The sequence below is a fragment of the Hymenobacter coalescens genome (assembly GCF_054783195.1).
The window spans coordinates 24874-38810 of record NZ_BAAGRA010000021.1 but is presented as its reverse complement, the minus strand read 5'-3'; the positions used below and the strand labels follow the sequence as shown (position 1 = coordinate 38810).

Sequence of the window (13937 nt, the reverse complement as noted above, 5' to 3'; positions counted from 1 at the left end):
ACTGCTTTCCCGAATCCGGCATCGGTTTTCGGGCTTCACCCGTTGCACAACGAACAGCGGCGCTTGATATTGACAGCCAAGGCATAAGGCGCACTCGATCTGCCAGGCGCCGCACCGCCGCGTCCGAGTTTGCAGGTAAGTAGGTACTTTGGGGGGCATTTTTTCCGACGCCCCCATGCAGCAGTACATCCAGCTCGTTCAGCACATCCTCGACCACGGCACCCCCAAAACCGACCGCACCGGCACCGGCACGCTCTCGGTGTTTGGCCACCAGATGCGGTTCGATCTGCAGGAGGGGTTTCCGCTGGTCACTACCAAGAAGGTGCACCTGAAAAGCATCATTCACGAGCTGCTTTGGTTTCTGCGCGGCGACACCAATACGGCCTACCTCAAGGAGCACGGCGTGAGCATCTGGGACGAATGGGCCGATGCCGAGGGCAACCTCGGCCCCGTGTACGGCAAGCAGTGGCGGAGCTGGCCCGACGGCCGCGGCGGCCACATCGACCAGATGCAGCAGGTGCTGGAGCAACTGCGCCGCTCCCCCGATTCGCGCCGCATCATGGTGTCGGCCTGGAACGTGGCCGAGCTCGATCAGATGGCCCTCATGCCCTGCCACGCCCTGTTTCAGTTTTACGTGGCCGACGGCAAGCTCAGCTGCCAGCTCTACCAGCGCAGCGCCGACGTGTTCCTGGGCGTGCCCTTCAACATTGCCTCCTACGCCCTGCTCACGCTCATGGTGGCGCAGGTAGTGGGCCTGCAGCCCGGGGAGTTTATCTGGACCGGCGGCGACACGCACCTGTATTCCAACCACCTGGAACAGGCCCGCCTGCAGCTGACCCGTGAGCCGCGTCCCCTGCCGCAGATGCGGCTAAACCCGGCCGTCAAGGACCTGTTTGCCTTTCAGTACGAAGACTTTAAGCTGGAAAATTACGACCCCTGGCCCGCCATCAAGGCTCCGGTGGCCGTGTAGTGGGAACGGGTAGACATCCGGGATGTACCAAAAACGCAGCGTGACCTGTTCCGTAGAGCAGGTCACGCTGCGTTTCTTATTAATAGTTGTATTATTCCAATTCAATGAGGCGCATTGTATACGAAGTAATGGCCGGATAAATGTAAAAAACAAACTATTTGAGGGCACTCGAATGATTCTATCCAGAGCTGTATTGGCTGATTAATGGTCAATGCAGTCACATTTTTATGTGATTGACAAACTACTTTGCCCAGTGCTAACGTTGTAGGACAAAGAACGGAGCTCAGGACGCAACACGGTTGCTTGTTAGTCCGTAAAAAGGCTCGATCTTTGCATTGGGTGATTTAAACCTGCCCGGCAGAATCCAATCTAATGGCGCAGACGTAACTACCCGTGATTACCACCTCCACCGCACACCTTTTGTCCACCACCTTCGACGGCTGCCCTTTGCCGCTTAAACACCGCGTCTTGATTGCCTTGTACGCGCTGGAACTGGGCCGGCAGCCCCGCCCCGAAATTTTGGCCGTCAATGACGTGACCGAAGACGACCTGATGGCCTTTCAGGCCGACTGGGTACGCATGCGTCGGCGCCGCCACAGCGCCTTCGCTTCCTAGTTTTTTTCCCAGCGCCGCAACGCCTCCAGCAACGGGGGCGCCGCCTTAAACCGGACGTTGCCGAGGCTGGTCACGTTTCGAATGCCCGCCACGTTAGCCGTAAACACGGCTTGGGCCGCCAGTAGGTCGCTGGCTGGATATAACCCTACGTGACAGACCAGGCCCTGTGCCCGCGCCACGCGCAGCAGGTGCGCCCGCCGTACGCCCGCCACGCAGCCGCTTTCGAGGGCCGGCGTATACAGCTCGTCGTTCTTGATCCAGAACACTGCCGCCGCTACGGCTTCGGCCACGTGGCTGTGTGCATCCAGCAGCAGCAGTTCGTCGAGGCCCCGGGCAGTGCGTTCCTGGGCCGCCAGTACGTAATGCAGGGCGTACGGGCCTTTGCAAAAGGAAACCGACGAGAAGTGCGTGCGGATACTTCCGGCGAAATCGGCGCGGGCTACGGGCTCGTCGTGGGCCGTGAACGGCGCGGAGGTAAGCAACCAGTGAGCCTCGGCCGTGGCCGGAGCGTACAGGCCCCCGCCGGCCCGCCACAGCTGCAGGCGCAGGCGGCAGGCCCCTTCCGGGCCGCAGGCGTGCTGGGCGAAGCGCTCCAGGGTAGCTGCGAGACTGGTGGGGGTACTCAGGGCCGCGGGAAGCTGCAGGTGCAGCACCGCGGCTGCCCCGCGCATGCGGGCCGCGTGGTCGGCCAGCCACTTCACTCGTCCCTGCTCCCAAACCAAGGTTTCGAAGAAGCCGTCGTTGAACTGCAGCCCGCGGTTGGGCAGCCGCAGCTGCACTTCGGTCAGGGGCAGTGCTTCCCCGTTGAGCAGCGTCATTCCCGGCGTCCGACTCATGCCAGCGCGAATTTTTTGCCCGGCAGCGCCCGTACCACGCCCCGGAACTCCAGCCCCAGCAGCAGCGTGGATACTTCGTTGATCGGCAGCTGGGCCTGCCAGCTCAATTCGTCGATCTGCTTTTCCCGGCTGGCCAGCAGCACTTCCAGCAGGCGGAATTCGGCGGGCGAAAAATCGGCCGGGTTCAGGCTGGGCGCGGCGGGGGCAGCCTGCAGGGCGCCGTCCCAGTTCAGCAGCTGCTCCACGTCCTGCGGGCCGGTATAAATGGTCGCCTGTTGATTCCGAATCAGGTGGTTGCAGCCCTCCGAAGCGGGCTGGTCCAGCCGGCCGGGCACGGCCAGCACCTCGCGGTTGTAGTCCTGGGCCAGCTCGGCGGTGATGAGTGCGCCGCCTTTCCGGGCCGCTTCCACCACCACCGTGGCGTCGCTCAGGCCGGCAATGATTCTGTTCCGGGCGGGGAAGTTGTACTTGTCGGGCGGGGTGCCGAAGGTGAATTCGGTGAGCAGGCCGCCGCCCTGCTCCAGCATCTTTTCGGCGGTGCGGCGGTGGGCGTGCGGGTAGATACTGTCCAGGCCCGTAGCCATGACGCCCACCGTGGGCAGGTTTTCCTGCAGGGCCGCCCGGTGCGCCACGATGTCGATGCCGTAGGCCAGGCCGCTGACGATGAGCGGCTGGTAGGGCGCCACGCCTTTGATGAGCTTTTCCGTCTGCTCGCGGCCGTAGTCGGTGGCCTGCCGGGTGCCCACTACGGCCAGGGTGCGCGGGTTGTTCAGCTCGGCCGCGCCCTGGTAGTAGAGCAGCACCGGCGCGTCGGGCACGGGGCGCAGGCGGGCGGGGTAGTCGGGGCGGGTGTAGTACAGCAGCTGTACGCCGTCTTTTTCGGCCCGGCGCAGAATCTGCTCGGCCTGCCGCAGGGCGGAGCCGCTGTTGCGCAGCACATTTACCAGGGCCGGGCCCACGCCGGGCACTTTCAGCAGCTGGTTGGGGCCGGCGTTGAGCACGTGTTGGGCCGAGCCCAGGTAGCCGATGAGCTGGCGGGTAACCAGCGGGCCAATGCCGGGCAGCAGCGTCAGGGCGACTTCGGGCAGAAGGTCAGAGGATGAATGCATAAGAAAAAAACGAACCCTATAGCAATTCTGTAATAAAGTTATAGTAGATGCTGACAGCCAACAGCCCGCCCAAAAGCATACCGATGAAGCTGGCGTATTTGCGTCGGTATAGCATGTAGATAACCACATAGGTAAAGCCGGCCAGCCACATCAGCAGCGTGGCGTGGAACGTGGCAGTACCCCGAGTGCCCCATGACGGGGTCCGATACTGCCCGTTACTGTTCACCTCTGCGTAAATAATACCGCAAACCAGCGCGAACAGGGCAGAAGCGAGTGTAGCCCCTAGCGTCGCCAAGGTCATCCACCAGGGGTTATCGGGGCGTTGCGTGGGCTCAACTGGTTGCTCCATCACAACCCACCGCCGCCCGGCTGCTTCCCCGCCACCTCCAGCTCCTTGCGCAGCTGCACCAGGAAGTTGCGCACCTTTTCCAGGGAGTGAATCACGTCCACTTTTTCCTTGAGCTGCGGGCCGCGCTGCTTCATGATGTCGCGGGCGCCGGGGATGGTGTAGCCGCGCTCCTTGAGCAGGTGGTAGATGGTGCGGAAGATTTCGATGTCCTGCGGGGAGTAGAGGCGGTTGCCCTTCTTGCTTTTGCGCGGCTTCAGGTCATCGAACTCCGTTTCCCAGAAACGAATCAGCGACGGGGCCACGTCGAACTGCGCGGCCACCTCGCCGATGGTGTAGTACTGCTTCTCGATGTCGCGCTCTTTGTAGGGCATGGCAGGTATTGGGTAGTGGGTAAGGAGTATCAGGACAAATGGGGCCGCCAGGCTGACTTGTGAAACAATGTCCCACTACCTACTACCCAATACCTAATACCTTTTTACCTTTGCCGGAAGGCGTTTCCGGGGCCGCCGCGGCGGCTTCAGATGCCGAAAAGTAGCCAAAAACCCGGCGGCGGCCAATTTTTCCGGCCCCGACCTTGTTCCAACCGATACTCCCTAATCCGCGCCGCACCGTGTGCGCCAGCAGCCGCTTATGTCGCTTCCATCCGCCAATCAGGTTCGTCAGCAATTCCTCGACTTCTTCGCCTCCAAGGGCCACCACATCGTGCCCTCGGCGCCCATCGTGGTGAAGGACGACCCGACGCTGATGTTCATCAACTCGGGCATGGCCCCGTTCAAGGACTACTTCCTGGGCAACAAGCCCGCGCCCTACAAGCGCGTGGCTGATACCCAGAAGTGCCTGCGCGTGAGCGGCAAGCACAACGACCTGGAGGAAGTAGGCTACGACACCTACCACCACACCATGTTCGAAATGCTGGGCAACTGGTCGTTCGGCGACTACTTCAAGACCGACGCCATTGCCTGGGCCTGGGAGCTGCTCACCGAAGTCTACAAGCTGCCCAAAGACCGCCTGTACGTGACTTACTTCGAGGGCGACGCGGGCGACCAGCTGGCCGCCGACACCGAGACGCAGGCCCTGTGGCGCCAATACACCACGGAGGACCGCATTCTGCCCGGCAACAAGAAGGACAACTTCTGGGAAATGGGCGACACCGGACCCTGCGGCCCCTGCACCGAAATCCACGTGGATTTGCGCAGCGAGGAGGAGCGGGCCCAGAAGCCCGGCGCCGAGCTGGTGAATGCCGACCACCCGCAGGTGGTGGAAATCTGGAACAACGTGTTCATGGAGTTTGAGCGCCGCGCCGACAAGTCGCTGGTGAAGCTGCCGGCCCAGCACGTGGACACCGGCATGGGCTTCGAACGCCTGATGATGGCCGTGTCGGGCGTGAAGTCGAACTACGACACGGACGTGTTCCAGCCGCTGATTCAGTTCATTGCCAAGGAAGCCGGCGTGGAGTACCACGGCACCGCGCCCGCCACGGTAAACGACCAGCCGGCCACCGAAAACGAGAAAACCGACATTGCGGTGCGCGTCATTGCCGACCACATCCGCACCATCGCCTTCACCATCGCCGACGGGCAGCTGCCCTCCAACGTGAAGGCCGGCTACGTCATTCGCCGCATCCTGCGCCGGGCCGTGCGCTACGCCTTCTCGTCCTTGAACCAGAAGCAGCCCTTCCTCTACAAGATCGTGCCGGTGCTGGCCGACCACATGCACTCGATCTTCCCCGAGCTCAAGCAGCAGGAGAAGTTCGTCACGCGCGTGATTGAGGAGGAGGAAATTGCCTTCCTGCGCACCCTCGAAAACGGCCTGCGCCGCTTCGACGCGCTGGAAGAAGGTTTCCGCCAGAACGGCGGGCACGTCGACGGCAAATCGGCCTTTGAGCTGTCCGATACCTTCGGCTTCCCCTTCGATTTGACGGCCCTGCTGGCCCGCGAAAAGGGGCTGACCGTGAGCGAAGAGGAATTCAAGAAGGAGCTGGAGCTGCAAAAAGCCCGCTCGCGCAACGCCTCCGAGCAGGAGCAGAGCGACTGGACCATTGTGGAGCCTTCGCAGGAGCTGCCGCGCTTCGTGGGCTACGACGCCACCACGGCGGAGGCCCGCATCCTGCGCTACCGCGCCGTGACGCAGAAAGGCAAAACCGAGTACCAGGTGGTGCTCGATCAGACGCCGTTCTACGCCGAGTCGGGCGGGCAGGTGGGCGACACGGGCTACCTCATCACGCCACTCTCCAAGGTGCGCGTCATTGACACCCGCAAGGAAAACGACCTGATCGTGCACACCGTGCTCGATTTGCCGCAGGACCTGGATGCTGCCGTGGAAGCCCGCGTGGACCAGGCCCGCCGCGAGCAGATTCGCAAAAACCACTCGGCCACCCACCTCATGCACGCCGCCCTGCGGCAGGTGCTGGGCACGCACGTGGCCCAGCGCGGCTCGCTCGTGAACGAAAAGCTGCTGCGCTTCGACTTCTCGCACTTCAGCAAGGTCACCGACGACCAGCTGCGACAGGTGGAGCGTCTCGTGAATGAGCGCATCCGCCAGCAGATTCCGCTGGGCGAGGAGCGCAGCGTGCCGCTGGAAGAGGCCAAGGCCCGCGGGGCCATGGCTTTGTTCGGCGAGAAATACGCCGACGCGGTGCGCGTCATCACCTTCGACCCGGAATATTCGGTGGAGCTATGCGGCGGCATTCACGCCCCCAACACCGGCGAAATCGGCTTCTTCAAGATTGTGAGCGAGTCGGCGGTGGGCGCGGGCGTACGCCGCATCGAGGCCGTGACGGCCAATCTGGCCGAGCAATTTGTGGACGAGCAGATGGACCTGCTGGCGCAGGTGCGCGAGCTGCTGGGCAACCCCCAGCACCTGACCACCACCATTCAGAAGCTCTCGGAAGAAACCGCCGTGCTGCGCAAGCAGCTGGAGCAGGCCGAGCAGCAGCAGCTCGGGCAGCTTAAGGATCAGCTGGCCGGGCAAGTGAAGCCGCTTGGCGGCGTGAACTTCCTGGCTGCCAAGGTGCCCGCCCGCTCTGCCGACGCGCTCAAGACACTGGCCTTCGGCCTGCGCCAAGTGGTGGAGAACCTCGTGCTGGTGCTCGGCGCCGACATCGACGGCAAGCCCCAGCTGGCCGTGATGCTGGATGATGAGCTGGCCAAGGGCGGCAAGCTCAACGCCTCGCAACTGGTACGCGAACTGGCCAAGGACATCCAGGGCGGCGGCGGCGGGCAGCCGTTCTTCGCCACGGCCGGCGGCAAGAGCGCGGCCGGGCTCGACGCGGCCATAGCCAAAGCCGAAGGGCTGGTGAGCGGGTTGTTGGGGTAAGCTCCACGACAAACGCATTTCGCAAAACCTCTCCTGGCACTCCTGATGCCGGGGGAGGTTTTGTTTTCTCGGCAGTCAGGGGGCACGTATCTTTACGGCTGGCTTTGTGCTTTCGCAGCAGCCCCTCGACAAGCCTCCGATTCACTAGATTTTCTATTCGATGAAATTATGGATTAGCAGCGTTGCGCTATTACTAAGCAACGGATACGCGACGTATGGGCAGCAGCCAACCCCCGAGCGGGTTTTTTACCTGGATTACTGGCAGCGGGAAGTACCTGCTACCTCCGCAATAGCCAGCAGGGTAGTGCGGTACCGCACGGCAGAAGGGGCGCAGCTGGATAGCGTGTTCAGCTTTGGCACAGGCAAGCTGCAGCGCACCGAACGGACCACGCTGCTGCCTACGGGCGACACAGTGGCCGTGATTGATAAATGGCGTGCCAACGGCAACCGCTTTCTGCACTTTGAGCAACTCGGGCAAAAAGGCCACGGCGAAAACCGGCAGTACAACCTCGCGGGGCAGCTCACACGGCGCACTACCTACGCGCACGGCCAAAAGCTTGCGGAAACCTGCTACGATGCCAGCGGCGTGGTGGTGCCCTGCCAGGGCGACGGGTATTCCGAGCGCATGCCCGAGTACCCGGGCGGCTCGGCTGCACTGTTTCAGCTGCTGGCCCGCCACATTAAATACCCAAAAGACGCATTGAAGCAACGCACCCAGGGCAAAGTATTCGTGGCGTTTGTGGTGGATGCCGACGGCAATGTGCGCGACGTGCACGTGAAGCAAGGTTTGTCACCCACGCTCGATGCCGAGGCCGTGCGCGTGCTGCAGCTGATGGAGCGCTGGCAGCCCGCTCTGCAAATGGACGAGCCGGTACCGGTGACCTACACCGTGCCCGTTACTTTCACCATTCAAGGAGTGCCTATGCGCAGCCCGAAAGCGCGGAAGGGGCTCCAGGCGCCGGAATTTTAAGCCGCTACAATCACTCAGTAACCTTTTCTTCTATGCACCTTTCTACCCTGTTGACGGCTGCCTGCCTCGGGCTGGCCACCGCCGCTTCGGCCCAGACGTTTACCGACCCCGGCGCCTACAACAACTACATCGTGGCCGAGCAGCGGGCCATGCTCAAGAAAAACCTGCGCTACATCAGCAAGGCCGCGCACTCCGACAACGAGAAGAAAATCGACTCCAAGCGCCTGGAGCTGGTGAAGCAGACGGAGCTGAGCCTGAACAAGCTAGCTAAGCTGCCCGCTTTCAAGGACGACAAGGGCTTCAAGGAGCAAACCACCGAGGCGTTTTACCAGCTGCTGAAGGTGTACTCCGAGGACTACAAAGCCGTGGACCTGCTGGCCGCCACGCGCACGGCCACGGTGGAGAACATGGAGCAGTATTTCCGGCTGCAGGAGGTGGCCGAGCGCAAGCTGCAGGTCATCAATGACTCGGTAGATGCCGCCCAGGCGCGTTTTGCCCGGCGCCACGGCATGAGCATCGGCGAAGACCCGGAAGGCCGGCGCCTGGCCCAGTACATGGCCCAGGTGTCGGAGGTCAACGCCTACCAGCACCAGGTATTTTTGGGGCATTTCCGCATCGAGAAGGCCAACGCCAAACTTTCCGACGCCCTGAGCGCCCAGGACGCGGCGGGCTTCGAGGCGGCGCGCGTGCAGCTGCTGGCCGATGCCCGGGCGGCGCTGGCGGAACTGTCGGCCGTGCCCGCCTTCCGCGGCAAGGACGCGCAGTACCGCGACGCGGCCAAAAACCTGGTGAGCTTCTACGCCGGCATGTGCGAAAAGCAGTTCGTGCAGCTGCAGGAGCTGATGCTGCGCAAAGACCAGCTCAGCAAGGCCGACGTGACGGCGTTCAACAGCTGCATCAACCAGCTCAACGCCGGCGGGCAGAAACATACCGAAGCCTACAACCGCGCCGGCAGCGCCTTCATGGCCGCCTATATCCCGGTGATGAACGAGTAGCCGCCGGAGCGGCCGGGCAATAAACCGGTCATGCCTACGCACACCAGGGGCCCGGCGCGGTAGCGTGCCGGGCCTCTGCGTTTATGCCCACGTGGGAGGCTGACCGGCCGTAAAAGCTCGTCAAGGGGGAAAAGGCACCCCGACGACCATCTGCTGTTCGACTCAATGGACTCGTGCAGCAAACGGGGCGCGGCCACCAGGGCGGGTGCCGGGTGCCGGCAGCCACCGAGGGGTTGGCGCCGGCTGCCCGGTCGTTGGTCGAAATTGCTGGCGGGCTATCAAACGAAACCGCGTACTTTCCGGCGCACTCTCAACCCTTTCTCCCCATGTGGCTGCTGATTCCGCTGGCCCTGCTCGCCTTGCTTTTGTTTCTTTCCTTCGTCGTGGTGCAGCAGGGCACCGTGGCGGTCATCACTGTCTTCGGCAAGTACCAGCGCATCATGCGGCCGGGCCTGAACCTGAAGATTCCCTTTATCGAGTTCGTTTACAAGCGAATCTCCATCCAGAACCGCTCCCTGGAGCTGCAGTTTCAGGCCATTACCTCCGACCAAGCCAACGTCAATTTCAAGGCCATGCTGGTGTACGCGGTGCTCAATCACGAAGAGGAAGCCATCAAGAACGTGGCGTTTAAGTTCGTGGACGAGGCCAGCCTGATGCAGGCCCTGGTGCGCACCGTGGAGGGCAGCATCCGCGCCTTCGTGGCCACGCAGCGGCAGGCGGCCGTGCTCAGCCTGCGCGGCGAAATCGTGGCCCACGTGAAGGAGCAGCTCGACCAGACGCTGGAAGGCTGGGGCTACCACCTCATCGACTTGCAGCTCAACGACATCGCCTTCGACGAGGAAATCATGCGCTCCATGGCCAAAGTAGTGGCCTCCAACAACCTGCGGGCCGCGGCCGAAAACGAAGGGCAGGCCCTGCTCATCACCAAAACCAAGGCGGCCGAGGCCGAAGGCAACGCCATCAAGATTGCGGCCGAAGCCGAGAAGATTGCCGCGCAGCTGCGCGGGCAGGGCGTGGCCCTGTTTCGCGAGGAAGTCACCAAGGGCATGGCCCACGCCGTGCAGGAGCTGACCGACAACAACCTGGACCCGTCGCTGGTGTATTTTTCCATGTGGACCGAGGCCATCAAGCACTTCGCCGAACAGGGGCAAGGCAACGTCATCTTCCTCGACGGCTCGAACGAGGGCATGCAGAAAAGCATTCAGCAGCTCATGGCCATGCAGCAGCTGCCCGCCCGCACCGACGGCGGCGCCGGCCGCCGGGCGTAAGCCGCTCCACGCCCGGTCCATCAGGCTCTGCTTGTTCACTGCGCCCGCGCCTCCAGCCAACGGAAGCGCGGGCGTTGCGTTTATAGGCCTGCCCAACGCTGCTCCACCTGCCTATGCGCCTACGTTTCCGCCTTTGCCTGCTGCTGACCGGCTGCGCCGCCGGGCCGCTGGCGGCCCAGACGACCCCGCCCAACCTGCCCGTCGTTGCCATTCTCGACGAGCTGGCCGACAAGCCCGCCGCCCTGCGCTACTACGACCAGTGGTGGGCCCCGCTGCCCTCGGCCGAGGGCGCTGCCTGCTACGACGTGGTGCAGCGCCTCGACAGCGCCGGCATTACGTGGCGGGTGCGCCGCTACGACCTGGCCACCGGCCGGCCGCTGCTGGCCCTGGGCTTCAGCAGTGCCTTGCCCTGGGGGCAGCCCGAAGGCCCCAGCCGGCAGTGGTACCCCAGCGGGCAGCTGCGGGAGGAAATCGGCTTCCGCAAGGGCGTGGCCGAAGGGCGCCAGCGCACGTTTTACCCGTCGGGGCAGCTGCGGCGCCAGGTGGATTACTACCGCCAGAAAGCCGTGCGCGCCGAGTGCTACACGTCCGCCGGGGAGCCGGCCGACTGCCCGCCGTACCACACCTTTGCCCAGTTGCGCCGCCCCAACGACCGCAGCAGCGCCGACGTGCTGCAGCAGCTCGAGCAGGACTATCCGCAGTATTTGCCCGCCGGCTTTGCCCGGCCCGGGCGCGGCGTCGTGCACTTCGCCTTCTACGTCGACACGCTGGGCCGGGCCACGGCTCCGCGCATCCTGCGCGGCGACGACCCGGCCCTGAACGCGGCCGTGCTGGAAGCCATTCGCCGCCTGCCTGCCTTTGAGCCTGCCCGGCTGGAAGGCGCCCTGACGCACGACCCCATCGAAGGCTTCGTGCTCTACACCCCCGCGGTAGCACGCCGACGCCGGTAGCGGCCCGGCCGCTAGGGGCCGCTTGGTGTAAAAGCGGGGCGCTTATCTTCGCCCTATGGCTACACTTCGATTTTGCGGCGGCGCCTTGGCGCTGGGGCTGTGCGCAGCCGCCTCCGCGCAGGCTCAGGTAAAGGTGGTAACCACCCTGGAACAGCTGGAAGGCCGCCCCGCCGGCGTGCGCTACCTCGACCGCCACCTCGTGCCGCTGCCCTCGGCCGACGGGGCCTATGCCTACGACATCATGCGCCGCGCCGACAGCCTGGGCGTGCGCTGGCGCGTGCGGCGCTACACCGTGCAGAACCACCAGCAGCTGCTCGATGCGGGCTTCGCCGGCGAGCTGCCCTGGGCCACGCCGCACGCCCGCACCCGCGAGTGGTACCCCGGCGGGCAGCTGCGCGAGGACGTGAGCTACCGCCTCGGCAAACCCGACGGCCCAATGAAAACCTACTACCCCGACGGCAAGCTGCGCCGCGACCAGCAAAACAAAGCCGGCGCCGTGGTTAAAAGCGAGTGTTTTGGCCCCGGCGGCCAGGCCCTGGACGTGTGCCCCGGCTACCGCAGCGCCGCCAAGCTGCCCGGCAAAGGCGTGGGGCAGGCGGCCGTGTTTCAGAGCCTGCAGAAGTCTTTCGCGCAGTTTGTGCCCAAGGGCTACGCCCGCACCACCGACGCGGCGGTGCACGTGGCCTTCGGCGTAGACAGCCTGGGCTACGTGCAGGGCGCACGCGTGCTGGCCTCCGACGATACGGCCCTGAACGCCGCCGCGCTGGAAGCCGTGCGCAAGCTGCCCCGCCTGACGCCCGCCAGCGCCGAGGGACAGCCCGTGCCCAGCGTGATGGAGGGCGACTTTTTCTACTACCCGTCGCGGCGCAGCGCGGCGGCTTCCGCCGACGAGTAGGCGGCCATTTACGCGTGGTCGTTTGCCCGCCCGCAACGGGTTCGTTCGCGGGCGGCGGCCCTTTCGGGAATAAGCACTGCTGCCCGCCGGGATAGTTTTATCTTGCGGCCGCGTTGGGGTCCTGCGGGTCCCCGACGCGGCTCGACGATTTGATTAGCATGGACGACACCATCAAAGCAAAATACCAGCCCGTCATCGGCCTGGAAGTGCACGCGCAGCTGCTCACCCGCAGCAAAATGTACTCCTCGGATGAGAACGAGTACGGCGCCCTGCCCAACTCCAACCTCTCGGTAATCACCCTGGGCCACCCCGGCACGCTGCCGCGCATCAACCGCACGGCCGTGGAGTTTGCCATGAAAATGGGCTTGGCCACCAACTGCCAGATCACGCGCGACAACCTCTTTGCGCGCAAAAATTACTTCTATCCCGACCTGCCCAAGGGCTACCAGATTACCCAGGACAAAACCCCAATCTGTACCAAGGGCCACGTGGATATTCGCCTGGCCGACGGCACGGTGAAGCCCATCGGCATCACGCGCATTCACATGGAGGAAGATGCGGGCAAATCGATGCACCTGGCGGGCGAAGTAGAAACGCTGGTGGACCTGAACCGGGCCGGCGTGCCGCTCATCGAAATCGTGTCGGAGCCCGACATCCGCAACGCCGACGAGGCCTACGCCTACCTCGCCGAAATCAAGAAGCTGGTGCAGTACCTGGGCATCTGCGACGGCAACATGGAGGAGGGTTCTTTGCGCTGCGACGCCAACATTTCGGTGATGCCCGTGGGCGCGCAGAAGTTCGGCACCAAGGTGGAAGTGAAGAACATGAACTCCTTCCGCAACGTGCAGCGCGCCATCGAGCACGAAATCGAGCGGCAGATTCAGCTGCTCGAAGCCGGGGAGGAAATCATCAGCCAGACCCGCGGCTTCGACGCGACGACCGGCACCACGCAGGCGCAGCGCACCAAGGAAACGATGAACGACTACCGGTACTTCCCGGAGCCCGACCTGCCCCCGGTCATCGTCGACGACGCGTGGCTGCACCGCGTGCAGGCCGAACTGCCGGCCCTGCCGCAGCAGCTCTACGCGCGCTTCACCGGCGAGCTGGGCCTTTCCGACTACGACGCCTCGGTGCTCACGGCCGAGAAAGACATTGCGCTGTTTTTCGACGAGCTGACGCGCCTGACGCCTGGCAGCGCCAAGGCCGCCGCCAACTGGATGCAGGGCCCCGTGAAGTCGTTCCTGAACGAGCGCGCCCTCACCATGGCCGAGTTTCCGCTCAGCGCCCGGCACCTGGCCGACATCATCGGCCTGATCGACGAAGGTAAAATCAACCACTCGGTGGCTTCCAAGCAGCTGTTTCCGCACCTGCTCGATAACGCCACGCAGTCGGCCGCCGCGGCGGCCGAGCAGCTGGGCCTGCTGCAGCAGGCCGATTCGGGCGAGCTGGCCGCCTTGGTGCAGCAGGTGCTCGACGCGAATCCGGGCAAAGTGGCCGAGTACCGCGCCGGCAAAAAGTCGCTGACCGGCATGTTCATGGGCGAGCTGATGAAGCTCACCAAGGGCAAAGCCGACCCGAAGCTGGCCAACCAGTTGCTGCGCGACCAGCTGGAGCAGGCCTAAGCGGCTGCCCGCCCCTGCAACCTTTAGCCCACCAACCGGCCTC

General features: G+C 64.0%; 13 protein-coding genes. 9 read left to right on the top strand and 4 right to left on the bottom strand.

What is annotated here, in order from left to right:
- Nucleotides 1-175: 175 nt before the first annotated feature.
- The gene (locus ACYVKQ_RS19355; RefSeq protein WP_460677003.1) at nucleotides 176-970 is read left to right on the top strand and encodes a thymidylate synthase; all 795 of its coding nucleotides are present in this window, start codon (nucleotides 176-178) and stop codon (nucleotides 968-970) included.
- Between the two features lie 420 nt (nucleotides 971-1390).
- On the top strand, nucleotides 1391-1585 hold the full coding sequence (locus ACYVKQ_RS19350) for a hypothetical protein (protein ID WP_460677002.1): 195 nt from the start codon (nucleotides 1391-1393) through the stop codon (nucleotides 1583-1585).
- Here ACYVKQ_RS19350 and ACYVKQ_RS19345 read toward each other — a convergent pair.
- From ACYVKQ_RS19345 to ACYVKQ_RS19330, 4 genes are read right to left on the bottom strand one after another with little or no spacing between them, the layout of a single operon-like run.
- Complete coding sequence (locus tag ACYVKQ_RS19345; RefSeq protein WP_460677001.1) at nucleotides 1582-2421, bottom strand: aminotransferase class IV; 840 nt, start codon at nucleotides 2419-2421, stop codon at nucleotides 1582-1584. The two genes, ACYVKQ_RS19350 and ACYVKQ_RS19345, sit on opposite strands and share 4 nt — an antisense overlap.
- Nucleotides 2418-3530 (bottom strand): DNA-processing protein DprA, encoded by a 1113-nt coding sequence (gene dprA / locus ACYVKQ_RS19340; RefSeq protein WP_460677000.1) that lies wholly within the window; start codon nucleotides 3528-3530, stop codon nucleotides 2418-2420. Before dprA ends, ACYVKQ_RS19345 begins: the two co-directional genes overlap by 4 nt.
- A 16-nt stretch (nucleotides 3531-3546) precedes the next feature.
- Nucleotides 3547-3831, bottom strand: coding sequence for a hypothetical protein (locus ACYVKQ_RS19335; RefSeq protein ID WP_460676999.1), 285 nt, complete (start codon nucleotides 3829-3831; stop codon nucleotides 3547-3549).
- A gap of 47 nt (nucleotides 3832-3878) precedes the next feature.
- Nucleotides 3879-4250: a MerR family transcriptional regulator gene (locus ACYVKQ_RS19330; RefSeq protein WP_460676998.1), complete on the bottom strand. Its 372-nt coding sequence runs from the start codon at nucleotides 4248-4250 to the stop codon at nucleotides 3879-3881.
- Between the two features lie 259 nt (nucleotides 4251-4509).
- Between ACYVKQ_RS19330 and alaS the strand changes: the two genes are divergently transcribed.
- From alaS to gatB, 7 genes are all read left to right on the top strand, one after another.
- Entirely contained in the window at nucleotides 4510-7194 is a 2685-nt protein-coding gene (gene alaS, locus ACYVKQ_RS19325; RefSeq protein WP_460676997.1) for an alanine--tRNA ligase, read from the top strand.
- Between the two features lie 304 nt (nucleotides 7195-7498).
- On the top strand, nucleotides 7499-8164 hold the full coding sequence (locus ACYVKQ_RS19320) for an energy transducer TonB (RefSeq protein WP_460676996.1): 666 nt from the start codon (nucleotides 7499-7501) through the stop codon (nucleotides 8162-8164).
- Between the two features lie 32 nt (nucleotides 8165-8196).
- Nucleotides 8197-9159, top strand: coding sequence for an LIC11966 family surface protein (locus tag ACYVKQ_RS19315; protein WP_460676995.1), 963 nt, complete (start codon nucleotides 8197-8199; stop codon nucleotides 9157-9159).
- Nucleotides 9160-9485: 326 nt separating this feature from the next.
- On the top strand, nucleotides 9486-10427 hold the full coding sequence (locus ACYVKQ_RS19310; protein WP_460676994.1) for an SPFH domain-containing protein: 942 nt from the start codon (nucleotides 9486-9488) through the stop codon (nucleotides 10425-10427).
- Nucleotides 10428-10540: 113 nt separating this feature from the next.
- A complete protein-coding gene (locus ACYVKQ_RS19305; RefSeq protein ID WP_460676993.1) occupies nucleotides 10541-11377 on the top strand; it encodes a hypothetical protein in 837 nt (278 codons plus the stop codon).
- A 55-nt stretch (nucleotides 11378-11432) separates the two neighbouring features.
- A complete protein-coding gene (locus ACYVKQ_RS19300; RefSeq protein WP_460676992.1) occupies nucleotides 11433-12272 on the top strand; it encodes an energy transducer TonB in 840 nt (279 codons plus the stop codon).
- A 158-nt stretch (nucleotides 12273-12430) separates the two neighbouring features.
- Entirely contained in the window at nucleotides 12431-13894 is a 1464-nt protein-coding gene (gatB, locus tag ACYVKQ_RS19295) for an Asp-tRNA(Asn)/Glu-tRNA(Gln) amidotransferase subunit GatB (RefSeq protein ID WP_460676991.1), read from the top strand.
- The last annotated feature ends 43 nt before the right edge of the window (nucleotides 13895-13937 follow it).